The organism is Pseudomonas sp. BS-2016 (genome assembly GCF_001806145.1).
GTDB classification, from domain to species: domain Bacteria; phylum Pseudomonadota; class Gammaproteobacteria; order Pseudomonadales; family Pseudomonadaceae; genus Aquipseudomonas; species Aquipseudomonas lundensis.
Genome location: NZ_MLCT01000008.1, coordinates 110,356 through 131,298, shown reverse-complemented (window position 1 = coordinate 131,298; position 20,943 = coordinate 110,356). Strand labels below are relative to the sequence as shown.

Below are 20,943 nucleotides of genomic sequence, written 5' to 3'. Positions count from 1 at the left end.
TGCTCGCTGAACATCGAATGCCAGCAGAGCCGCATCGATTTCCGTCTGGCCACCCGCTACGTCGACGAACAGGCCACCGATCTGGATGACGCGCTGGCGCGGATCGCCCGCTACACCGCCGAAGGCAAAGCCATTTCCATTGCATTGTGTGGGAATGCTGCCGAGCTGCTGCCTGAAATGGTTCGCCGTGGTGTACGCCCGGACATGGTCACCGACCAGACCAGCGCCCACGACCCGCTCAACGGCTACCTGCCCAAAGGCTGGACCTGGGAGCAGTACCGCGACCGCGCCGTGACCGATCCGGCGGCAGTGGTCAGCGCCGCCAAGGCGTCGATGGGCGAACACGTCGAAGCCATGCTCGCCTTTCAGAAACAGGGCATCCCGACCTTCGACTACGGCAACAACATTCGTCAGATGGCCAAAGAAGTCGGCGTCGAAAATGCCTTCGACTTCCCCGGATTTGTACCAGCCTACATCCGCCCGCTGTTCTGCCGTGGCGTGGGCCCGTTCCGTTGGGTCGCGCTGTCGGGGGACGCCGAGGACATCTACAAGACCGACGCCAAGGTCAAAGAACTGATCGCCGACGACGCGCACCTGCACAACTGGCTGGACATGGCCCGCGAGCGCATCAGCTTCCAGGGTTTGCCGGCGCGTATTTGCTGGGTTGGCTTGGGCCAGCGTGCGAAGTTGGGCCTGGCGTTCAACGAAATGGTGCGCAGCGGCGAGCTGAAAGCGCCGATTGTGATTGGCCGCGACCATCTTGACTCCGGCTCCGTGGCCAGCCCCAACCGCGAAACCGAAGCCATGCAGGATGGCTCGGACGCGGTGTCCGACTGGCCGCTGCTCAATGCCTTGCTCAACACCGCCAGCGGCGCGACCTGGGTTTCGCTGCACCACGGCGGTGGCGTGGGCATGGGCTTCTCGCAGCATTCGGGCATGGTGATTGTGTGTGATGGCACCGACGAAGCGGCCGAACGCATCGCCCGCGTGCTGCACAACGACCCGGCCACCGGCGTGATGCGCCATGCCGACGCAGGGTATGAGATTGCCATCGACTGCGCCAACGAACAGGGCCTGAACCTGCCGATGATTAACGGCTGAGCCGCCCCCACACCTGATAGTCGCTGACGAAGGTCGGGATAGCGCGTACGTGGGCCACACAGGCTGCACGGTGCACGCCTGCCTGCGTCAATGGCTGACCTGACGACCCTGTGAGGCAACAACCATGAGCAACAGTCCGTTTACTCAACAACTGCAAGGCGTGCGCGTGCTGGACATCAGCCGCGTACTGGCGGGCCCGCATTGCACCGCGATGCTGGCGGACCTGGGGGCTGATGTCATTAAGTTCGAGGTGCCGCAAGAGGGCGATGACGCACGGCATCTGGGGCCTTTTCTGGCGGGCGAAAGCGTGTACTTCGGCCTCATCAATCGCGGCAAGCGCAGCGTCGAGATTGATTTCAAAGACCCGTCGGAGCGTCAACGCTTTTACGAACTGGTGGCCGACGCCGATGTGCTGGTGGAGAACTTCCGACCCGGCGTCACCCGGCGTCTGGGCATTGATTTCGATACGCTGAAGCAGCACAACCCGCGACTGATCTACGCCAGTATTTCCGGTTTCGGGCAGGACGGTCCGCTGTCGGGTCGCCCGGCCTATGACATTGTGGCCCAGGCCATGTCGGGCTTGATGAGTGTCACCGGGTTTGCAGCCACGGGGCCTACCCGCAGCGGCGAGTCCATCGGGGACTTGTGTGCTGGGGTCTACGCCGCCTGGGCCATCAGTTCGGCTTTGTTTGCCCGCGAGCGCCATGCGCCGGGCGCGCAATACATCGATGTGGCCATGTTCGACGTGTTGTTCAGCCTGCAAATGACCGGTTTGTCCAACCTGTATGCCAACGGTGTGGCACCGGGGCTGGTGGGGAACCGGCATCCGGTGTCCACCCCGTTTGACACCTACCGGGCTGCCGACGGGTTGGTGGTGATTGCGGTCGCCAGCAACCGGCTGTTTGAGCGGCTGTGCCAGTGCATGGGCCAGCCTGAGCTGGCAACCGACCCGCGCTTTATCGACGACGCCAGTCGTACCCGGCACGAACCGCAACTGCGGGCTGCCATTGAGGCATGGACCGCGCAACACAGCGTCGAGCACCTGTGTGACGGCTTGCTGGAGGCAGGGGTGCCGTCCTCGCCGGTGTGGGATTTGGCTGAAGCCGCCAGCAGCGAGCATGCCCGCGTGCGTCAGTTGCAGTTCCAGCCACCCGGCGCGGCAGTGCCTTGTGTGCCGCAACCGGTGTTCTTCAACGGTCGCAAACCCCACGCCCTTACTGCAGCCCCACGTTTGGGGGCTGACAACGCCATTTTTGGTTTGAATCCAACAGGAGTGAACCCGTGAATTTCACTATGAATGCAGAAGAGCTGGCGGTGGTTGAGAGCGCTGAACAGGTCGCCCGCGAAGTGATTCAGCCCTTGGCGCAGCACTACGACGAGAGCGAAAGTTTTTGTCTGGCCAGCATCAAGGCGTTGGGTGACTTGGGCTTTATGGGCATTAACCTGCCAGAAGCCTACGGCGGCCTGGGCATCGGCAGCCTGGCGATGAGCCGCGTGGTGGAAGCGGTCGCGGGGGCCTGTGCCTCGACGGCCTCGGCCATGACGGCGCACTTTTTGGCCACCGATTCGATTCTGCTGGGCGCCACGGAACAGCAAAAGCAGGAGTGGTTGCCCCGGGCGGCCAGCGGGGAGTGGTTGGGCGCGTTCGCCCTGACCGAGCCGGCCGCCGGTTCCAACCCGGCCGACATGCGCAGCCGTGCCGTGCGCGAAGACGGTGGCTGGCGTGTACGCGGCAGCAAGCACTACATCACCAATGCCAAGGAAGCCGACTTCATTGTGCTGTACGTGAAAACCGACGCCGAGGCCGGGCACAAAGGCATCAGTGCATTCAGGGTGCCCAAGGGCACGGCCGGGATCAGTTTCTCCAGCCCGGAGAAAACCATGGGTCTGCGCGGCAGCACGATCTATGAGTTGGCGCTCGATTGCTGGTTGCCAGAGACTGCGCTGCTGGGTGTCGAGGGGCAGGGTTTCAACACGGCCATGGCGGTGCTGGATCGTGGGCGGGTGGAGGTGGCGGCCATGTCGCTGGGGATCGCCAGCGCAGCATTGCACGCCAGTTTGAACTGGGTGCGTGAGCGTCAAATCGGGCCTAAACCCCTGGCGGCGTATCAAGGCACGCAATGGCGCCTGGCGGACATGTATGCGCAGCTCGAAAGTGCCCGCCTGCTGACCATGAAAGCCGCTGCCCGGCGCGACAGTGGCGAGCGTTTCAGCCTTGATTCTGCGACGGCCAAACTGGTGGCGGCGGAGTGCGCCGGGTTTATCACCGATGCTGCGCTGCAATTGCACGGCGGGTACGGCTACAGCCGTGACTTGCCGTTGGAGCGTTACGTGCGCGATGCGCGGATCTTGCGGATTTTCGAAGGCACTTCTGAAGTGCAGAAAATCATCATTTCCCGGGCGTTGCTCGACGCCCGCCCGTAACGCGCACGTGGCAGGTGCGCAGGCACCTGCTCAGGGTTGCAAGGATGCGGTGAAGGTCAGGTCAAGGATCGGAAAAGTCATTCCAAAAACAATGGGCGCACCGACGGTGACAGCCCCAAGGAACTGCTTATGTCCACGCACAACGAAGATTCACCGCGGGCCTCGCTGGTCGAACAGCGCTCTATTGATTACATCCCCGAGTCCGAGCGACACGGGCGGTTGTTCAGTCAGTTCACCCTGTGGTTCGGGGCGAACCTGCAAGTCACGGCCATCGTCACGGGCGCCCTGGCCGTGGTCTTGGGCGGTGATGTGTTTTGGTCGCTGATCGGTTTGCTGATCGGGCAAGTGCTGGGCGGCGTCATCATGGCACTGCACGCCGCTCAGGGCCCGAAGCTGGGGTTGCCGCAAATGATCTCCAGTCGTGTGCAATTCGGGGTGTACGGGGCCGTGATCCCGATTGTGCTGGTGTGCCTGATGTACGTGGGGTTTTCGGCCAGCGGCTCGGTGCTGGCGGGGCAGGCGGTGGGGCAATTGGTCGGCGTGAGCGATTCGTGGGGCATCCTGATTTTTGCGGCCCTGATTGTCCTGCTGACCATCCTGGGCTACCGCACGATTCACATGATAGGCCGCGTGGCCAGCGTGGTTGGGGTGCTGGCGTTTTTCTACCTGTTCTACACCTTGCTGTCGCAAAACGATGTGGGCCTGTTGTTGAGCAATAAACACTTTTCGCTAAGCAGCTTTTTATTGGCCATCTCGCTTTCGGCGTCCTGGCAGATTGCTTTCGGGCCGTATGTGGCCGATTACTCGCGCTATCTGCCGTCTACCACCTCGTCGCTCAAAACCTTCCTCGCGGTGGGGCTGGGCTCGGTGGTGGGGTCGCAGATCTCGATGGTATTTGGCGTGTTTGTGGCTGCATTGGCCGGTGACCGGTTTGCCGGGCATGAGGTGTCCTACATCGTGGGGCTGGGGGCAAGCGGGGCTATGGCTGCGCTGCTGTATTTCTGTGTGGTGTTTGGCAAGGTGACGATCACCACCCTCAATGCCTACGGCAGTTTCATGTCGCTGGCGACCATCGTCAGCGGGTTCCGTGGCAATCACCGGATCTCCAAAACCCTGCGGCTGGTGTACATCCTGCTGATGGTGGGGTTTGCCACGACGCTGGCGTTGCTCGGGCAGCATTCATTCCTCAAGGATTTCTCGGCATTCATCCTGTTCCTGCTGGCGTTTTTCACACCGTGGAGCGCCATCAATCTGGTGGACTTCTACCTGATCAGCAAAGAGCGCTATGACGTGCCGGCGCTGTCTAACCCGAATGGCCGATACGGGCGCTGGAACCTGCGCGGTATTCTGGTGTACGCCTTTGGGGTGCTGATTCAGCTGCCGTTTATCGCCACCAGTTTTTACACCGGGCCGCTGGTGGAGTCGCTGGGGGGCACGGATATTTCCTGGATCATCGGTCTGACGCTGCCCGCGTTGGTGTATTACCTGGTGGCACGCAATAGCGCACATGCCGTGCCTGATCAACTGATATTGCCGGTCGAACCGGCCACGGTTTAACGGTTTTTCTCAATCGCAGACGTGGACGGCCCGGTTGCGCAGGGCCGTCCTCAAAGGAGCAACCATGAAGGTGCTGGCTTGTATCAAACGCGTTGTCGATTACAACGTTAAAGTTCGCGTCAAGGCGGACAACTCCGGCGTTGACCTCGCCAACGTCAAGATGTCGATGAACCCCTTCTGCGAGATCGCTGTGGAAGAAGCCGTACGCCTGAAAGAGAAAGGCGTGGCAACTGAGATCGTCGTCGTCTCCATCGGCCCGACCACGGCTCAGGAACAGCTGCGTACCGCGCTGGCACTGGGTGCAGATCGCGCCATCCTCGTCGAATCCGCCGAAGACCTGACCTCGCTGGCCGTGGCCAAGCTGCTCAAGGCTGTGGTGGACAAGGAGCAGCCACAACTGGTGATCCTGGGCAAACAGGCCATCGACAGCGACAACAACCAGACGGGCCAGATGCTGGCAGCGCTGACCGGTTACGGCCAGGGCACCTTCGCTTCCAAGGTTGAAGTGGCCGGTGACAAGGTAGCGGTGACCCGTGAAATCGACGGCGGCGCGCAAACGGTTTCCCTGAACCTGCCCGCCATCGTCACCACTGACCTGCGTTTGAACGAGCCGCGCTATGCGTCCCTGCCAAACATCATGAAAGCCAAGAAGAAGCCGCTTGAAGTGCTGACGCCTGACGCGTTGGGCGTTTCCACGGCATCGACCAACAAAACCCTGAAAGTCGAAGCGCCGGCGGCACGCAGCGCAGGCATCAAGGTCAAGTCGGTGGCTGAACTGGTCGAGAAACTGAAAAACGAAGCGAAGGTGCTTTGAATTGGAGGGCGTAAACATGACTATCTTGGTAATCGCAGAACACGACGGTAAAGCCCTGGCCCCGGCCACGCTGAACACCGTAGCCGCCGCTGCCAAAATCGGTGGCGACATCCACGTTCTGGTCGCAGGTCAGGGCATTGGCGCCATCGCTGAAGCCGCTGCACAGGTTTCGGGCGTGGCCAAGGTGCTGGCTGCCGACAACGCGGCTTATGCGCATCAGTTGCCTGAAAACGTTGCCCCGCTGGTTGCAGAACTGGGCAAAAGCTACAGCCACATCCTGGCTGCGGCGACCTCCAACGGCAAAAACATCCTGCCGCGTGTGGCTGCGCAGCTGGACGTTGACCAGATCTCCGAGATCGTTTCGGTAGAAAGCGCTGACACCTTCAAGCGTCCGATCTATGCCGGTAACGCCATTGCTACCGTGCAATCGACAGCGCCGATCAAAGTGATCACCGTGCGTGCGACCGGTTTCGACCCGGTGGCGGCGCAAGGTGGTGCTGCGGCAGTGGAAGCGGTCGCGGCCGTTCACGATGCAGGCACGTCTTCGTTCGTGAACGAAGAACTGGCCAAATCGGACCGTCCTGAGCTGACCGCAGCCAAAATCGTCGTATCCGGCGGTCGCGGCATGCAGAACGGCGACAACTTCAAACACCTGTACGCACTGGCCGACAAACTGGGCGCTGCCGTGGGTGCGTCCCGTGCCGCGGTTGACGCCGGTTTCGTACCGAACGATATGCAGGTTGGCCAGACCGGCAAAATCGTTGCGCCACAGCTGTACATTGCGGTCGGTATTTCCGGCGCGATTCAGCATTTGGCGGGCATGAAAGACTCCAAAGTGATCGTCGCGATCAACAAGGACGAAGAAGCGCCGATCTTCCAGGTAGCCGATTACGGCCTGGTGGCGGACTTGTTCGAAGCCGTACCTGAGCTGGAGAAGCTGGTTTAATCCAGTCGCTTCACTTATAAAGAGCCCGATCATCCGGGCCGTGGAGAAGGGCGGAGCACGTTGTGTTCTGGCTGATTCTTCATGGTCTGTATGATCGGGCTTTTTAGTGTGTCGGAATGGGCTTAACGGAGTGTGAGGGATGGATGTGCGGTATTTAAGCGGATGGTTGCTGGGGCTGATGCTGCTGCCCCACGTGTCGGTGGCGGCAGGCAAATGCGAACGCCTGATCGTGACGGGCAGCCCGGATGCGCCGCCTTACCTCTGGCGCGACCCGGCCGATCCTGTGCATCTGATTGGAGCCAGTGCCGACCTGCTGCAACAAGTGGGGCAAGACCTTGGCATCAAGGTTGAGGTGCTCTACGGCGGCAAACGGTCCGAGGCGCAGAACGAGGTCCGTACGGGCCGTATGGACATGCTGGTCGATGCGCCGCTGACACTGGCGGGGCTGACTGCGCAGGATTACATTCACCCGCCGCTGGTGCGCAACGACTATTTGGTCTGGACCCGCGCGGACTCGTCCCTTGTCTATGAAACGCCGGATGACCTGCATGGCCATACCGGTGCGCTTTCTGAAAAAGCCCGTATGACTGAAACCTTCGACGCATTTGCCCGCCACCAGCTCACGTTGGAGCGACAACCCGGCCTGACCCAGGCCTTCCAGAAGTTGCTACTGGGGCAGGTCGAATACGTGCTGGCCGGGCGCTATGCGGGAATGGCCACTGCTCAGACGCTCGGGATCAGTGAGGATGTGCGTGCCCATGTACAGCCGATTGATCAGCCGGGGCTGTTTCTGGCCATTTCCCATGACTCGGCCTGCAATGAGCCGTGGTTACGCGGACAGCTCGCGAAAAAGATGACAGAATTGCCGGCGTCCGGCCTGAGTGAGGCGGCACTGCAACGCAACCTGGAGCGGTGGAAAAACCAGCTGCAACAGCCGGTCAACGCTCCGAAACAGTAGGAAATCCCAGTGACAATTCGACCACTTTTTGCTGCCCTGGCCGTTGTGGCTTTGGCGGGCTGTGCAGCTGATCCTGCGCCGAATGAACAAATGCGCCTGACCGAGCAGGCGCTGGAGCAAGCCCGTGCCGTGGGCGCGAATGCAGAGGACATTACCGAGCTCAAACAGGCCGAAGACAAGGTGGCTCGGGCCTCGGCCGAGATGACCGAGGGCTCTTATAAAGATGCCCGGATGCTGGCTGAACAGGCAGAGCTGGATGCGCGTCTGGCTGAAGCCCGTGTGCTGACCCTCAAAAGTCAGGAGCAGTTGAACGTGCTCAACACCCGTATCACCCGTTTGCGCAAACAACTGGCGGAGGCCCAATGAGCATCAAGTCAGTCATGTATGGCGCGTTACTGATCACCGGTGCAGGGCTTGCCGGCTGCGCGGGGCATCACGCCAGCGAGCAGGCACTGCAACAGGCGGCCAGCGAATTTCAGTCGGTTAAAGAAGACACCAATGTGCTGCGTATCGCCCCCAAGGACGTGATCAGGGCCGGTGAGTCGCTGGCCCGTGCCGAGCGTCTGTCCAGTTACTGGGGCAGTGGCGACGATGTTGCGCATTACGCCTATTTGAGCCAGCGCTATAGCGATATCGCGCGGGAGCACACCCGGCAGGTGCTTAATCAGGAACGCGCCGCCAAACTTGAGCTGGAGCGCCAACGCCTGCAACTGGCCTTGCGTGAGGCCAAACTGTTGAGCGTTCAACAGCAGGGGCAATGGCTGGAAGAGCAAATCCTGAACCTGGCGACCAACGAAACGGATCGTGGGCTGGTCATGACCTTGGGCGATGTGCTGTTTGACACCGGTGAAGCGGACCTGAAGAACTCAGCCAATCGCACCGTGCTCAAACTGGTGCAGTTTCTTCAACTCAACCCCAAGCGTGTAGTGCGCATTGAAGGCTACACCGACAGCACGGGCGGTAAAGAAGATAACCTCAAGCTCTCACGCGACCGTGCGCAAGCCGTTGCTGACGTGCTGATTGACCTGGGCATCGACGAAAAACGGATTCAGGTTGAAGGCTATGGCGACGAATACCCGGTGGATGTAAACGCCACGGAACGTGGTCGGGCGCAGAATCGTCGTGTTGAAATCGTTTTTTCTGACGAAAAAGGTCAATTGGGCGCAGCCCGCTAATCCCCCACCTCAGCGCATCAGATGCAGTCGCTGCCGGGCAGCGACTGCAGGCGTCCCTGTTCCGTCTGTACCCATACAGTTACACCCCGTCCAGCACTGTACGGCTCAGATGGATGACAACTGTGCCCGTACACTTCTAAACTGTTCCGGTATTGTTCTCCACAACAAAAAAAACGCCTGAACATCGAGTGCTGCGTCATGACCAACCTTTTGCTTTATCAACGCATCGCCCAGCAATTGGCCGAGGATATCCGGCGCGGCGTCTATCAGCCTGGCGAACGGGTCCCGTCTGTGCGCAAGATGAGCTCGCAGCTTAATGTCAGCCATGCCACGGTTTTGCAGGCGTACGCCAACCTTGAAGATCAAGGGCTGATTCGCGCTCGCCCGCAATCAGGCTATTACGTTCACCAAACGCCTGCGCTGACCGCCCCCACACCGGATATCGCCCGGGTCGAGCGGCCAGGGCTGGTGACGCGCAGCAGCATCATCCAGCAAGTGTTGGTGGAATCGCGGCGAGAAGGGGTGTTCCCGCTGGGTGCAGCGGTGCCCAGTGTCGATTATTTGCCCGTGCGGGCACTGCATCAGCAACTGGCCAAAGTCACGCGCTTCCATAGCCCGCGGGCGTTCAGCTACATGTTCAGCCCCGGTTTTGAGCCGTTGCGTCGTCAGGTGGCGATACGCATGCGGGATGCCGGCGTGGTGGTCGACCCCTCGGAAGTAATCATCACCCACGGCTGCGTTGATGCACTGCAAATGTCATTGCGGACCCTGACGCGCCCCGGAGACCTGATCGCTGCGGAATCCCCGACCTATTACGGGCTGTTGCAACTGGCTGATTTGCTGGGTTTGAAAGTGATCGAGATCCCCAGCGATCCGGCCACTGGCATGAGCCTCGAAGCGTTGCAACTGGCAGCCAACCAGTGGTCGATCAAAGCGCTAGTTCTGACCACGCGCCTGAGCAATCCGCTGGGCGGCACCATGCCGGAAGAGCGGCAAAAGCAATTGCTGCGCCTGGCTTCTGATTTCGACATTCAGATTGTCGAAGACGATATTTACGGCGAGTTGATGTTCGAGGTGGGCCGCACCAAGGCCCTCAAAGCCTACGATCGCCTGGATCGCGTCATCTATTGCTCGAGCTTTTCCAAGACCTTGTCGCCGGGCGTGCGTATTGGCTGGATGATTGCCGGCAAATACCAATCTGAAATTCAGCGCTTACAGACATTCACCACCCATTCAGCGTGCAGTGTGACGCAGATGGGGGTGGCGGCTTACCTTGAAAACGGCGGATACGACCGTCATTTAAGGCATATCCGGCAGGAGTATCGAAAAAACCTGAGCGCCTTCCAGTTGGCTGTTCAGCAATACTTCCCGGAAGGCACGCAAATGTCGCGACCCAGTGGAGGTTTCATTTTGTGGGTCAGCCTGCCGGGCAGGGTCAATACCCAGGAGTTGCACGTGCGAGCGTTGCAGCAGGGCATCAGCATTGCGCCGGGGTTGATCTTCAGTAATACCGAGCAGTTCAACCATTGCATCCGGCTCAATTGCGGCACAGCGTGGAACCGTGAAGCTGAACGTGCGTTGATGACATTGGGGATGCTCGCCAGTCAGCTGTGTCAGGAGGCCGCTGGCCTGTACTGAAGGCCATGCGACATTACGGTATGGCAATTTGCCTAATGTTGACTTGTAACGATGTGTTTAAAGCGCGAGCATAGGTGCCTAAATCGTTAAAGCTGTGGGAGTTATGAAAGCGACCTATTGTGTGAGGCTGGTGTTGGTGGGTGTGCTGACCGCGTTCAGCGCTGTGTCGGCGCAGGCTGCGACACCCGCTCAACAGCCTGCGACCCAGTCTGTCAAACCGTCAGAAAAACCCGCTGCCCGTGCCAAAAAAACACCCACCCACAAACGCGCACCCATCGCCAGTAAATCCAAGTCTGCACGCCAAATTGCCAAGCAACGTATACCCAGTGCCAATCTGGACTTGAGTTTGCCGCCCGACATGGTCAAGCAGCTCCAGCCACTGGGCTCGATCCCCATGCCAAAACACAAACCTTTGTTGCCCAATATGTTCGGCGAGAAGCCTGAACAAGACAGTCCGTTTCAATTGAACGGCCGTTTGTTGAGCAATGAAATGGAGCTGCAATTGCGCAACGAAGCCCGCGACCGGCAGATCGAAGGGGCGGCGCTGGATTTTCAGTTCAAACAATAAGTGCCGAATGCCGGAAAACGGGCTTCTAAACTGACTGTTCAGTCACTGCCATTAATCCGCACATTCGGCTGAACGGTCAATTTCAAACGCCCGTTCCAGCGAGTACTATCCCTTGTCATCAACGCACTTTGCCCCGTCTAAGGAGCTAACGTCATGAATTGCCGTGAAGGCTGTGGCGCTTGTTGTATAGCCCCTTCCATCAGTACACCGATCCCCGGCATGCCCGAGGGCAAGCCCGCCGGGGAACGCTGCCTGCATCTGTCGGTCGATAACCTGTGCGATTTGTTCGGGCGGCCAGAACGTCCCGACGTGTGCGGTTCGTTCAAGGCCGACATCGAGGTGTGTGGCAGCACGCGGGAAGAAGCCATCAACCTGATCGGGTGGTGGGAACAGGTGACGGCGGCATAGTGTGTTCATGTCCAGTGAACAAACCATCGACAATAAGGAATAAGACCATGGGTTCGTTGCATCGAGTGGCAATTGCATGTGGCTTGAGCGTGTTAATGGTGAGCGCGGCTCACGCAGAAAACTGGCAAGTGGCGAAGAATGAAGACGGCATCAAAGTGTCGCTTAGTGAAGTCAAAGATTCGAAATACAAGGCCTATCAAGGTGTGACCACGATCAAGGCACCTATCGCCAAGGTCCGTGGTTTGCAGGAAGACGTGGCGGGGGCGTGCAAGTGGATTCACGAGTGCAAGTCGCAAAAACTGCTTAAAACCGAAGGCGACAAGAGCTGGACGTACACGCAGTTCAGTACCCCTTGGCCCGTGACGCCGCGCGACTCGATTCTGGAAGTCACCACCACGGTCGGGGCTGACGGTACGGTTACTCGCACCCTTAAAGAGGTGCCCACGTACCTGCCGGAAGAGAAAGGCTTTGTGCGGGTGAGTCAGGTAGAGGGCTTCTGGAAGATGGTTCCCAAAGGGGCCGATCAGACTGAAGTCACTTATCAGGTTCACACTGAGCCAGGCGGCAGCGTGCCATCCTGGTTGGCGAACAAGTTCGTAGTGGACGCCCCGTTTAATACCCTCAAGGCGCTCAAAGAGCGCGCAGAGAAGCAATAAGCGCTCTGTAGGCTGCCTGACGCTGTACAGCGCATCTGTTAAGCGTCAGGCGGCAGCGATGCAATAGAACCGTTTTCTATAAACGTTTCTTTTTTTAACGCCGCGCTTGGCATGCGCTGTGCGGCGGAGCTAATCTGCAACCAGGCCAGCGAAGTGTTCGACTGGTTCTGATCTTGTTCGCGACATGCTTGATCCCCGCAACGAATTAACGGTTGCATCTCGGGGAGCGTTGAAAGTCTATCCATTGCGAGGAGGACGTTTCATGAGCACAGCCCATCAAGAAGACCTCAGCAGCTACGTGCTGCGCCGCATGAAAGAAGGCGGTTTTGATTTTTCACGTATTCATCCCATCGAGTTTTACGCCATTTTCCCGGATGAGGAGCGGGCACGCCGTGCAGCACAAAAATTTTGTGGAGAATCGCTAAATGCGCAAATTAACGTGCGTGATGACGGTGCCTGGAATCTGGAGTTGAGCAAGGTGATGTATGCCACCTACGGCGGCATCGGGGATTTTGAGCAAGACTTTGAAGCCGTAGTCGTACCCCTTGGCGGGATTATTGAAGGCTGGGGTGTGAAACAGGAGGTGCGCGGCCTGCTGAATTAAAGTGGTTCCAGACACAGATGGCTGGCCTGCGGGCCGGCCATTTTGCGTTATGGCAGGCAAAAAAAAGCCACCGCAGGCGGTGGCTAAAGGGAAGTTCGACAATGGCGGCAAGTATCCACGGGCGTATGCGCGGGGTGAAATCACCAATGACTATGTCGCTGATAGCCAGAAGCTTATGGCTGACGCTCAGGTGTCACCACCTTGCGTGTGGCCATGTGCTGCAAGTACTCGATCAGTTGCGCCAGTTCGGCTTCGGTCAGTACCTCGCTGGAAAAACCGGGCATGCGGGCCTGTGGCCATTGACGCAGGCTTTGCGGGTCGCGGATGTAGCGTGTGAGGAATGCCTTGCCGAAATATTCGGTCGGGTTGTAAGGGATGTTCAGATCAGGCCCAAACTGTGCGTCACCTGCGCCGTTAAGCCGGTGGCACGCCAGGCAATGCTTCTGAAAGACAACAAACCCCTGATTGGCTGGCGCATCGGCTGCCAGTGACGGATCGGGGCGCATCGCTGGAAAACGCTCGGCAACCGGCTGTTGGCGTTTAAAGCGCGCCACTTGAAACGGCCATTGTTCCGGGCTGATGTGACCCGCTTGCGGGTCTGTCCACACCAGATAAAACGGCCCGGCGCCGGGTTTTCCCTTACCCAGTGGCGGCCACGGCTGTTCGGGGTCTTCGATGGCGAGCCAGGCTTTTGCGCCGTGTTGATTCAACAGCGGTGCCGCATTGAGCTCCGCCGCAAAGCCGTCCAGCGCGACGGCTTGCACATGATCGTCAGGTGAAAGGCCTTCCAGTAACGTGGCCACAGGAATTGCGCGATAAGTCATGTCGCGCTTATAGGACACATCATCAACAATGCGCACCTCTTGGGTGGCAGGGTGGTTCAGCAAATCGGCCGTTTGCCAGCTACGGCGGGTGTCACCCAGCTCGAGGGTGAGCTGGGCGGCGTAGGTTGGCAGGCAGAACAGGGCGGTAAAAAGCAGGCAGATAAATTTCAATTGATGGCTGTAATGTCGTCGTCGGTGGGTTCGTCGCCGGGCAGTACGTTCTCGGTCAGCGAGACGTGATCGAAGAGCGCATCGCGCAACTCCTCGTAATTGCCGCCGTTCACGACGCCGAAATACCCCCGTTTGATCAGGGTGTCTTCGGCTTCGAGGGCGTGTTGATTGGTGTCACTGTAAATCACAATGGTGTTATTGGGGTCCAGAACGACCAGGCCCAATTGATAGGCGAGGCCTTCCGCGCTAATGCCGGTGCCATCTTCCAGTGTCAGATCGACTTGTAAAGAGTTATGCAGATTGCCCGCCGCAAAATCGCTGTTGTTGCGCAGGTCCAGGATCAGCGCGCCATCGTTGATTTCATCCACGGCGCGGTTCACGTCAATGATGCCTGCCTGAGCAGTGCTGCACATGAGCAGCGCAACGACTGTAAACCACGGGCGCATAGGGTTCCCTCCATAAAGGCGAGCCTTGAGATTGGCACACAAGTGCCAACCTCGAAAGTCACCGCTATAAATAAGACCAGGAGCCTGAAAAAGGAGAGGTCAGCCGATGACCTTGGTCAGATTCGGCACGATCAACAACAGGGTGGTGGCAAAAAGGATGAGTCCTGCTTGGCGGAGTTTGGTGTGTTTGAGCATGGCGATCTGCCTTTATTGTTATTCCTGAAAAACGGCACCGCGCGACAGTAACGGCATGTCCTTGCGTTTCGCAGCGGCTGACAGGTTTACCTTAGAGCCGGTCTCTCGCCTCGCTTAGAACCCTTTCACATCATGTCAGTGAGGAAAGTTTCTAAAACGCTATTAGCTGTCCTCCGTTATGTCTGACACCCCGTTGCTAGACGCAACGGAGAATCAAAACACCAGAGTGCTTAGTGAGCTACCGTTCGTCAGCCCGTGGTTGGGTGGACACGTTCCGTTCGCCCAACCGCGCCAAGCAGCCTGCGCAACCGTTTCAAAGCGTGCAGTGCTTGCCTTGAATTGCCGTTTCAAGGCAGGCTCTGTGCATTGTTTTCATCCCTTCTGTATTCATCGTGCCAGGTAATTTTATGTCGTTACGCATTTGCATTCTGGAAACCGACGTTCTGCGCCCTGAGTTTGTGGATCAATACCAGGGCTACGGACAGATGTTCAAGCGTCTGTTTACCCAACAACCGATCGCCGCGCAATTTACGGTGTTCAACGTTTTGCAGGGTGAATATCCCGCGGACGATGAGACCTACGATGCGTATCTGGTGACCGGCAGCAAGGCCGACTCGTTTGGAACCGACCCGTGGATTGAAACCCTTAAGCGTTATTTGCTGACGCGCTATGAGCGTGGCGACAAGTTGCTCGGCGTGTGCTTTGGCCATCAGTTGCTGGCGCTGTTGTTGGGCGGCAAGAGCGAGCGTGCGAGCCAGGGATGGGGTGTAGGCACTCACCAATACAGGTTGGCGGCTAAGGCGCCCTGGATGAGCCCCGCCGTCGAAGACCTGACATTGCTCATCAGCCATCAGGATCAGGTCACCGCATTGCCCGAAAACGCCACGGTGATTGCGTCCAGTGATTTTTGCCCGTTTGCTGCGTACCACATCAACGATCAGGTGCTGTGCTTCCAGGGGCACCCCGAGTTCATCCACGACTACTCGCGTGCCTTGCTGGACCTGCGCCAGGACGCGTTAGGGGCTGAGGTCTATGGCTCGGGCATTGCCAGCCTCGCCAAGGACCATCACGGTCAGACCGTCGCAGAGTGGATGATGCGTTTTGTGGCGCACAAGCCTGAAAAGCAAGCCGTATAAAGCGCGAGCGCAGGTGAGGCGGGCGGGCACTTGTCCGCCCGCGTATTTATAGCCAGCCCGAACGTTTGAAGCTGGCCCACAACGTCGTTACGCCCACACCAATAAACGTCAGCACCCCGAAGTACCCGTAATGCCAGCTCAGCTCGGGCATGTTCTGAAAGTTCATCCCGTAAATACCGGCCACGGCGGTCGGAAACGCCAGGATCGCCGCCCAAGCGGCGAATTTTCGCTGCACGGCGCTTTGCCTTGAAGACTCCAGTAGCACCACCACTTCAATGGTTTGGCTGGCGATGTCGCGCAGGGTGGAGAGGTCTTCCATCTGGCGGGTGACATGAATTTGCACGTCCCGAAAATAGGGGCGCATGTTCTTGTCGATAAACGGGAACGTCAGGCGTTGCAGTTCTTCACTGATTTCCACCATGGGCGCGACATAGCGGCGCAATCGCAGCACATCACGACGCAGACCGTGCAGATGCACAATGTCGGCCTCTTTCAGCGAATTGCTCATGATGCTTTTTTCAAGCGCCTCGATCTCGGCATGAATCGCTTCGCTCACGGGTTGATAGCTTTCGGTGACAAAGTCCAGTAGCGCATACAGGACAAAGTCTTCACCGTGATCCAGCAGTAATGGGCGCGCCTCACAACGCTGGCGCACGGCCTTGTATGAGGCTGAATGACCGTTGCGGCAGGTGATGATGTAACCGTTACCCGCGAAAATATGCGTTTCGACGAATTCCAGTTTGCCTTCGTGGCGTATCGGCGAATAAATCACGATAAACAGCGCGTCACCGAAGGTTTCCAGTTTGGGTCGGCTGTGCTGCTCAAGGGCATCTTCGATGGCCAGTTCGTGGAGGTTGAACTGGCGCTGCAAATTGCTGATCTCTTGCGCATCAGGCTGCTCAAGGCCGATCCAGACGAAATGACCGGGTTTTTTAGCCCAGTCGCTACCCTCGTCCAGCGTGATATTGCTGATTTTTTTGCCAGCGTTGTACACCGCGGCAGCAACAACTCTCCCCATAGTTCTAATCGCTTCTTCTTCAAAGGGTTAGGGCACGAAGATGCAGCTTAGCGTGCAATGCCCCCCTTTGAGTCGACAAACATTCAGAGGTTCGGGTGGGAGGCGGTTCCTTTGCGCTTGCTGTCACTCTGGACGGGCGCGTGGCGGCCTTGCTGGGCCATCACTTCGCGATCCATGGCCTCGATGCAGTCGCGCATTTGTTCGCGGCACATCTCCATCAGCCTTGGCATGTCGTCCAGGGTCATGCCGGCCGTAGGGATGGCGGGCAGGGAGCGAATCTGGATATCGGCGCTGTGCCAACGGTTGAGCTTCAGGTGCTGGCTGTAGGTACTGACACACACCGGCACAATCGGAACTGCGGCGGTAATCGCCATTTGAAAGGCGCCTTTCTTGAACGGCAACAACGTCTGGCCCAGGTTGCGGGTGCCCTCCGGAAAGACCCAGATCGAGGTGTCTTTTTCTTGCAGCGTGCGGGTGGTGGTCAGCATTGATTTACGCGCCTTCTGCGCATTGCCGCGATCAATCAACACGTTGCCCGCCAGCCAGAACAGTTGGCCGAAAAGTGGCACCCATTTCAGGCTTTTTTTACCGATGCACACCGTGCGACGAGGCACGACATTGCCAAAGATAAATAAATCGTAGTTGGACTGGTGGTTGGCAATGACCACGCAGCTTTGCGGCTTATCCATCAGCGGCCCGACTTCGGTTTTCAGCTTATAGCCCATGATCCATTTGGACGGCAGTGCGTAGAGGCGCGCGCAGAGGCGGCTATTGTCAGGGTTGAAGGGCCGACACAGGCCGAGCAACACGCCGAGAATACCGGCCATCAGAAAATGCACACTCATCAACAACATACGGAACGAAAGTAGCATTTACAGGCTCGTCAAAACAAAAGGTGGCGCAGTGTACGGACGTGCACTGTATTCGGCAATTACTCCGATACATGTAGGAGATGGCTGATGTTTAAGCGCATGTTTCAACGCTAGGGTGTGGAGGCGGGATAGAGCGTTTTCGGAACAATAACGAAGGCGGACATGAAAACAGGGGGAGGCACCTCGACCGCAGTTGCTGTCGAGATGCCAACCATTCAGATCAAGTGGGCCTGATCCAGCTCGATCGCGTTGTCCAGCGTGTCCAGCAGTGCCTTGCGCACTTTGAGCTTGGTGTTCTTGTGCGCCTTCATGTTGATTTTTTTCAGCTGGCGCGCTGCTTCAAGTGCCGCCGCGTGCAGCTCCTCGGGTTGCACCACCTTGTCAAGGAAACCGGCGTCCACTGCGTGTTGTGGGGTAAACATTTCACCGTTGATGACCGAGCGATGAAATGCCGACTTGCGTAGGCGGTCACGTGCCAGCTCAATGCCGGCGTGATGCATGGTCATGCCGATTTGCACTTCATTCAGACCAATACTGAACGGACCGTCGACGCCAATCCGATAATCCACCGACAACAATAGGAAGGCGCCTTTAGCGACGGCATGACCCGGGCAGGCCACCACCACGGGGAATGGATGCGCTAACAGGCGGCGTGCCAGGGTTGAACCCTGAGTCACCAGATTGACCGCCTGCTCAGGACCGGCCGTCATCACCTTCAAGTCATACCCGCCGGAGAGGATGCCCGGCTGCCCGGTAATGATCACCACAGCGCGATCCTGTTCAGCGCGATCCAGCGCCGCATTGAAGTCCGCGATAACCTGCGGGGAAATGGCATTGACCTTGCCGTTGCTCAGGGTCAGCGTGGCGATACCGTCTTCCAGGTGATAAGCAATCAGGTCACTCATGGCGCAATTCCTTGTATTGAAGAGGAGCAGACGTTACCCAGCCACGTAGCGCAGGTAAAGCGCCGTGACTGACTGGTGAGTCAGCTGCTATGCAGGGTTCTTCTATATATAAGCCCGCCTCTTTGGACCGAACGGGCGCCTGTGCCGCGGCGAATGTAGCGACAAGGCCCAGCCCAGACGCCCAAAAACGGCTAAATGGCGTAAGCGCATGAAAATTCTGAAAAAAACATTTGTCATCTTCAAAGGTTTCGACTACATTAGCGCGCCTCGACAGACAGAACATGTTTGAAGAGATACGGTGAAGTGTCCGAGTGGCTTAAGGAGCACGCCTGGAAAGTGTGTATACAAGAAATTGTATCGAGAGTTCGAATCTCTCCTTCACCGCCACATTAAGTAAACACAAACCCCTGATTTTCCTAGAGAAAGTCGGGGGTTTGTGGTTTCTGGCGTCTGGAAAAAGGCGGTGTGGGGATGGTCTGAGGCATTTAGATGATTATTTTTCGCAATGAAAGCATCCGCCTCTGATCCAGGCTCTATGCCTCAAATAGGCATGCAATAACGTTTGAAAGCGTAGGTTGGTTCGTAGAGGTTTAAAAAAACGCTCGATCATGTTCATCCACTAACTGGATGTCGGTGTGAAATGCATATGGAAGCATTCGTGTTTTTCCAGCCACGCCTTCACTTGGGGGTATTTGTGAGTCGTGTAGTTGTCGACGATCTAGTGCAATTGAAGGTGCTTGGGCGTTTCTCGGTTGATCTTCTTGAGGAAATCCAGCCACTCCTGATGCCGGTGCTGGTACTCATGCTGCTGATCAAACGGCCCTAACGATAATCCAGCGCAGCGAATAACGTGACAGTGCCATGGCGCACATAGTCGTGCGATGGAAGTGTTTTCGGGCCTCGCCAATGGCTACATGGCCCGTTTGGACGGTTCGATCTAATACTGTCGATTGTGGTTTTCCATACGTCGCCATGGATTAATCGATGTAAATAAATGAAATCTGGCGTTTTGGCTACGAGGGTTTTTTATAGAGGATTTAGTGTTTTTTCACGGTTGTAAATTGCTTTAATAGTTGATGATTTATATGTGTTTGTGAAGGTCTTTTTAAGTCTGTTTGGCGGGTTGCTATTTTTTGTAGTCGTTCGAGTTGCTGCTGATTACACGCTTTGCCCCTTAAGGGGCAAAGTGTTGCTTGTTGTGTGTCGGAAGTTTTGTGTAAAAAGAAGGTTGCGGATTTTTTTTTGTCGCCTAAGCTTGGTCTTGGCTTGAGTGAACTACAGTTTGGCCCGGAATCGGGAGTTGGTTGTTTGTGTGCCCGTATGGGCATGTCGTGCTGTTCACCGTGGAAGGAACTGCGATGAATATAGAGTGGCAAGGTGCTCAGGATTTAAAGGATGTATATGGATGCCTTATAGAGAATGAATTGAATGTTTCTGTTGAGGCTCGCGATCAGGCGTCGGCGGTGATTACGCACGCGCAAATGCGAAGTTTTGCTCAGCTCGGCATTTATACCTATAGCCTGCCAGAAACATGGGGTGGCTTTGGGTGGGGATATGCTCCGTGGGGGAAAGTGTTAGAAAAGATTGGTTATTTGTCTCGCGATGTCTCTTTTCCTTTTTTAATATCCGTCAGGATGTCATTCATCAACGCGCTATTGGCTGTTCAGCGTGCTGATATCAATGATGTCTATATGAGGGATTTGATAGAGGGAAAAAAGGCTGGTGCATTTGCTTATACAGAGAACGCAGATGCATTTTCATTTCTATCATGTGCACTGCCTGAAAAGGAGACTGAGTACTACCTGTTAAACGGATTGAAAGCAATTGTCACTGGCGCAGAGACTGCAGATATTTTTTTAATGTTTGTGCGCGGAGAAACTGCTGATATCCAAGTGTTTTTAGTGCGCGCTGATGATCCGGGTGTAGCAGTAACGCCTCGTGCCATGCACGGCTGCCGCTCCACGGGGATTGCGTCAGTGGAGATGGTTAATGTCAGGGTACATAAGAGTCGATTGTTGATTGCAACGGATGGCCTTAGTTTTGCTCAGCGTTACTTCCTCAATTGTCGACGCGCTTTACAAACCACTTTATTTCTGGGGCGGGCGCGCGCAGTGATTGAGGCGACACTGGGATATCTACACACGACTGTACGCCATCAGCGTCCTTTGATTGATCTTCAGCATGTGCAGGCCTTGGTGGGGGAGATGTACATCTTGCTTGAGTCTGCCAGAACGTCAGTCTTTTATGCCTTGCATCGGCAGGACAGGGCGGAGTCCGATCCCTATTGGGATTCAGTCTCTTCGTCCGCTAAATACCAGGCTGTTGAGGCGGTGAATAAAATTGCGGCCCTGGCATTGAATGTGACAGGCGGATGGGGATATAGCGAAAGCAGCGGCATTGGCCGGGCGCAACGAGATTTTGCATCCTTGATTGCGGGTGCTGATCCTCAAGAGAAACTTAAAGTTGATATTGGTATTCAGAAAATCCATGAAATAGAAATGTACTATCAGCGCTGTCCTCAATAGGG

The 20,943-nt window shown here is 57.1% G+C and carries 21 protein-coding genes, 1 tRNA gene and 1 pseudogene; 17 read left to right on the top strand and 6 right to left on the bottom strand.

Going from position 1 to position 20,943, the window contains the following annotated elements; genetic code table 11:
• From hutU to BKD70_RS00625, 14 genes are all read left to right on the top strand, one after another.
• Positions 1 to 1,101 (top strand): urocanate hydratase (gene hutU, locus BKD70_RS00690; RefSeq protein WP_070415353.1); only part of this gene is annotated, 1,101 nt, incomplete at its 5' end.
• A gap of 124 nt (positions 1,102 to 1,225) precedes the next feature.
• A complete protein-coding gene (locus BKD70_RS00685; RefSeq protein WP_047272943.1) occupies positions 1,226 to 2,386 on the top strand; it encodes a CaiB/BaiF CoA-transferase family protein in 1,161 nt (386 codons plus the stop codon).
• On the top strand, positions 2,383 to 3,525 hold the full coding sequence (locus tag BKD70_RS00680) for an acyl-CoA dehydrogenase family protein (protein ID WP_047272944.1): 1,143 nt from the start codon (positions 2,383 to 2,385) through the stop codon (positions 3,523 to 3,525). The genes BKD70_RS00685 and BKD70_RS00680 overlap by 4 nt, the downstream gene beginning before the upstream one ends.
• 129 nt (positions 3,526 to 3,654) lie before the next feature.
• Entirely contained in the window at positions 3,655 to 5,082 is a 1,428-nt protein-coding gene (locus BKD70_RS00675; RefSeq protein WP_047272945.1) for a cytosine permease, read from the top strand.
• A gap of 64 nt (positions 5,083 to 5,146) precedes the next feature.
• Positions 5,147 to 5,896 carry an electron transfer flavoprotein subunit beta/FixA family protein gene (locus tag BKD70_RS00670; protein ID WP_047281922.1) on the top strand — a complete coding sequence of 250 codons (750 nt, stop codon included), beginning with the start codon at positions 5,147 to 5,149 and terminating at the stop codon, positions 5,894 to 5,896.
• A 16-nt stretch (positions 5,897 to 5,912) separates the two neighbouring features.
• On the top strand, positions 5,913 to 6,842 hold the full coding sequence (locus BKD70_RS00665; protein WP_047299358.1) for an electron transfer flavoprotein subunit alpha/FixB family protein: 930 nt from the start codon (positions 5,913 to 5,915) through the stop codon (positions 6,840 to 6,842).
• 139 nt (positions 6,843 to 6,981) lie between these two features.
• Positions 6,982 to 7,800 carry an ABC transporter substrate-binding protein gene (locus tag BKD70_RS00660; RefSeq protein WP_047273867.1) on the top strand — a complete coding sequence of 273 codons (819 nt, stop codon included), beginning with the start codon at positions 6,982 to 6,984 and terminating at the stop codon, positions 7,798 to 7,800.
• 9 nt (positions 7,801 to 7,809) lie between these two features.
• Positions 7,810 to 8,166: a DUF4398 domain-containing protein gene (locus BKD70_RS00655; RefSeq protein WP_047273869.1), complete on the top strand. Its 357-nt coding sequence runs from the start codon at positions 7,810 to 7,812 to the stop codon at positions 8,164 to 8,166.
• A complete protein-coding gene (locus BKD70_RS00650; protein WP_047273872.1) occupies positions 8,163 to 8,975 on the top strand; it encodes an OmpA family protein in 813 nt (270 codons plus the stop codon). Before BKD70_RS00655 ends, BKD70_RS00650 begins: the two co-directional genes overlap by 4 nt.
• Before the next feature lie 198 nt (positions 8,976 to 9,173).
• Positions 9,174 to 10,613: a PLP-dependent aminotransferase family protein gene (locus tag BKD70_RS00645; RefSeq protein ID WP_047273873.1), complete on the top strand. Its 1,440-nt coding sequence runs from the start codon at positions 9,174 to 9,176 to the stop codon at positions 10,611 to 10,613.
• Between the two features lie 103 nt (positions 10,614 to 10,716).
• Positions 10,717 to 11,181 carry a hypothetical protein gene (locus BKD70_RS00640; RefSeq protein WP_047273878.1) on the top strand — a complete coding sequence of 155 codons (465 nt, stop codon included), beginning with the start codon at positions 10,717 to 10,719 and terminating at the stop codon, positions 11,179 to 11,181.
• Between the two features lie 153 nt (positions 11,182 to 11,334).
• On the top strand, positions 11,335 to 11,589 hold the full coding sequence (locus BKD70_RS00635; protein WP_047273881.1) for a YkgJ family cysteine cluster protein: 255 nt from the start codon (positions 11,335 to 11,337) through the stop codon (positions 11,587 to 11,589).
• Between the two features lie 47 nt (positions 11,590 to 11,636).
• Positions 11,637 to 12,245 (top strand): START domain-containing protein, encoded by a 609-nt coding sequence (locus tag BKD70_RS00630; protein ID WP_047273883.1) that lies wholly within the window; start codon positions 11,637 to 11,639, stop codon positions 12,243 to 12,245.
• Positions 12,246 to 12,507: 262 nt separating this feature from the next.
• Positions 12,508 to 12,849: a ribonuclease E inhibitor RraB gene (locus BKD70_RS00625; RefSeq protein WP_047273886.1), complete on the top strand. Its 342-nt coding sequence runs from the start codon at positions 12,508 to 12,510 to the stop codon at positions 12,847 to 12,849.
• 173 nt (positions 12,850 to 13,022) lie between these two features.
• On the opposite strand, the gene BKD70_RS00620 is transcribed toward BKD70_RS00625, so the two are convergent.
• Both BKD70_RS00620 and BKD70_RS00615 read right to left on the bottom strand, forming a co-directional pair.
• Positions 13,023 to 13,844 carry a cytochrome c gene (locus tag BKD70_RS00620; protein WP_047273888.1) on the bottom strand — a complete coding sequence of 274 codons (822 nt, stop codon included), beginning with the start codon at positions 13,842 to 13,844 and terminating at the stop codon, positions 13,023 to 13,025.
• On the bottom strand, positions 13,841 to 14,290 hold the full coding sequence (locus tag BKD70_RS00615; protein WP_047273890.1) for a rhodanese-like domain-containing protein: 450 nt from the start codon (positions 14,288 to 14,290) through the stop codon (positions 13,841 to 13,843). The genes BKD70_RS00620 and BKD70_RS00615 overlap by 4 nt, the downstream gene beginning before the upstream one ends.
• A gap of 602 nt (positions 14,291 to 14,892) precedes the next feature.
• Here BKD70_RS00615 and BKD70_RS00610 point away from each other — a divergent pair.
• Complete coding sequence (locus BKD70_RS00610) at positions 14,893 to 15,621, top strand: amidotransferase (protein ID WP_047273892.1); 729 nt, start codon at positions 14,893 to 14,895, stop codon at positions 15,619 to 15,621.
• A gap of 46 nt (positions 15,622 to 15,667) precedes the next feature.
• Here BKD70_RS00610 and BKD70_RS00605 read toward each other — a convergent pair whose 3' ends face one another.
• The 3 genes from BKD70_RS00605 to BKD70_RS00595 form a co-directional block, all read right to left on the bottom strand.
• Positions 15,668 to 16,639 carry a magnesium and cobalt transport protein CorA gene (locus BKD70_RS00605; RefSeq protein ID WP_047273894.1) on the bottom strand — a complete coding sequence of 324 codons (972 nt, stop codon included), beginning with the start codon at positions 16,637 to 16,639 and terminating at the stop codon, positions 15,668 to 15,670.
• Positions 16,640 to 16,722: 83 nt separating this feature from the next.
• Positions 16,723 to 17,511, bottom strand: a complete 789-nt coding sequence (locus BKD70_RS00600; RefSeq protein WP_047273896.1) for a 1-acyl-sn-glycerol-3-phosphate acyltransferase — start codon at positions 17,509 to 17,511, stop codon at positions 16,723 to 16,725.
• 215 nt (positions 17,512 to 17,726) lie between these two features.
• On the bottom strand, positions 17,727 to 18,416 hold the full coding sequence (locus BKD70_RS00595; RefSeq protein ID WP_047273898.1) for a crotonase/enoyl-CoA hydratase family protein: 690 nt from the start codon (positions 18,414 to 18,416) through the stop codon (positions 17,727 to 17,729).
• A gap of 297 nt (positions 18,417 to 18,713) precedes the next feature.
• On the opposite strand from BKD70_RS00595, the gene BKD70_RS00590 reads away from it, so the two are divergent.
• Positions 18,714 to 18,803, top strand: a tRNA-Ser gene (locus BKD70_RS00590).
• 235 nt (positions 18,804 to 19,038) lie between these two features.
• Here the strand turns inward: BKD70_RS00590 and BKD70_RS23980 are convergent.
• A pseudogene (locus BKD70_RS23980) lies at positions 19,039 to 19,301 on the bottom strand (transposase); the annotation flags it as partial.
• A gap of 473 nt (positions 19,302 to 19,774) precedes the next feature.
• Between BKD70_RS23980 and BKD70_RS00580 the strand changes: the two are divergent.
• Positions 19,775 to 20,941 (top strand): acyl-CoA dehydrogenase family protein, encoded by a 1,167-nt coding sequence (locus BKD70_RS00580; RefSeq protein WP_047273902.1) that lies wholly within the window; start codon positions 19,775 to 19,777, stop codon positions 20,939 to 20,941.
• Positions 20,942 to 20,943: the final 2 nt, after the last annotated feature.

What these genes read in the sequence shown, in the direction of transcription:
- BKD70_RS00685 (WP_047272943.1), top strand. Translation starts at nt 1,226, where the DNA reads ATGAGCAACAGTCCGTTTACTCAACAACTGCAAGGCGTGCGCGTGCTG.
- BKD70_RS00675 (WP_047272945.1), top strand. Translation starts at nt 3,655, where the DNA reads ATGTCCACGCACAACGAAGATTCACCGCGGGCCTCGCTGGTCGAACAG.
- BKD70_RS00670 (WP_047281922.1), top strand. Translation starts at nt 5,147, where the DNA reads ATGAAGGTGCTGGCTTGTATCAAACGCGTTGTCGATTACAACGTTAAA.
- BKD70_RS00665 (WP_047299358.1), top strand. Translation starts at nt 5,913, where the DNA reads ATGACTATCTTGGTAATCGCAGAACACGACGGTAAAGCCCTGGCCCCG.
- BKD70_RS00660 (WP_047273867.1), top strand. Translation starts at nt 6,982, where the DNA reads ATGGATGTGCGGTATTTAAGCGGATGGTTGCTGGGGCTGATGCTGCTG.
- BKD70_RS00650 (WP_047273872.1), top strand. Translation starts at nt 8,163, where the DNA reads ATGAGCATCAAGTCAGTCATGTATGGCGCGTTACTGATCACCGGTGCA.
- BKD70_RS00645 (WP_047273873.1), top strand. Translation starts at nt 9,174, where the DNA reads ATGACCAACCTTTTGCTTTATCAACGCATCGCCCAGCAATTGGCCGAG.
- BKD70_RS00640 (WP_047273878.1), top strand. Translation starts at nt 10,717, where the DNA reads ATGAAAGCGACCTATTGTGTGAGGCTGGTGTTGGTGGGTGTGCTGACC.
- BKD70_RS00635 (WP_047273881.1), top strand. Translation starts at nt 11,335, where the DNA reads ATGAATTGCCGTGAAGGCTGTGGCGCTTGTTGTATAGCCCCTTCCATC.
- BKD70_RS00630 (WP_047273883.1), top strand. Translation starts at nt 11,637, where the DNA reads ATGGGTTCGTTGCATCGAGTGGCAATTGCATGTGGCTTGAGCGTGTTA.
- BKD70_RS00625 (WP_047273886.1), top strand. Translation starts at nt 12,508, where the DNA reads ATGAGCACAGCCCATCAAGAAGACCTCAGCAGCTACGTGCTGCGCCGC.
- BKD70_RS00615 (WP_047273890.1), bottom strand. Translation starts at nt 14,290, where the DNA reads ATGCGCCCGTGGTTTACAGTCGTTGCGCTGCTCATGTGCAGCACTGCT.
- BKD70_RS00610 (WP_047273892.1), top strand. Translation starts at nt 14,893, where the DNA reads ATGTCGTTACGCATTTGCATTCTGGAAACCGACGTTCTGCGCCCTGAG.
- BKD70_RS00605 (WP_047273894.1), bottom strand. Translation starts at nt 16,639, where the DNA reads ATGGGGAGAGTTGTTGCTGCCGCGGTGTACAACGCTGGCAAAAAAATC.
- BKD70_RS00600 (WP_047273896.1), bottom strand. Translation starts at nt 17,511, where the DNA reads ATGCTACTTTCGTTCCGTATGTTGTTGATGAGTGTGCATTTTCTGATG.
- BKD70_RS00595 (WP_047273898.1), bottom strand. Translation starts at nt 18,416, where the DNA reads ATGAGTGACCTGATTGCTTATCACCTGGAAGACGGTATCGCCACGCTG.
- BKD70_RS00580 (WP_047273902.1), top strand. Translation starts at nt 19,775, where the DNA reads ATGAATATAGAGTGGCAAGGTGCTCAGGATTTAAAGGATGTATATGGA.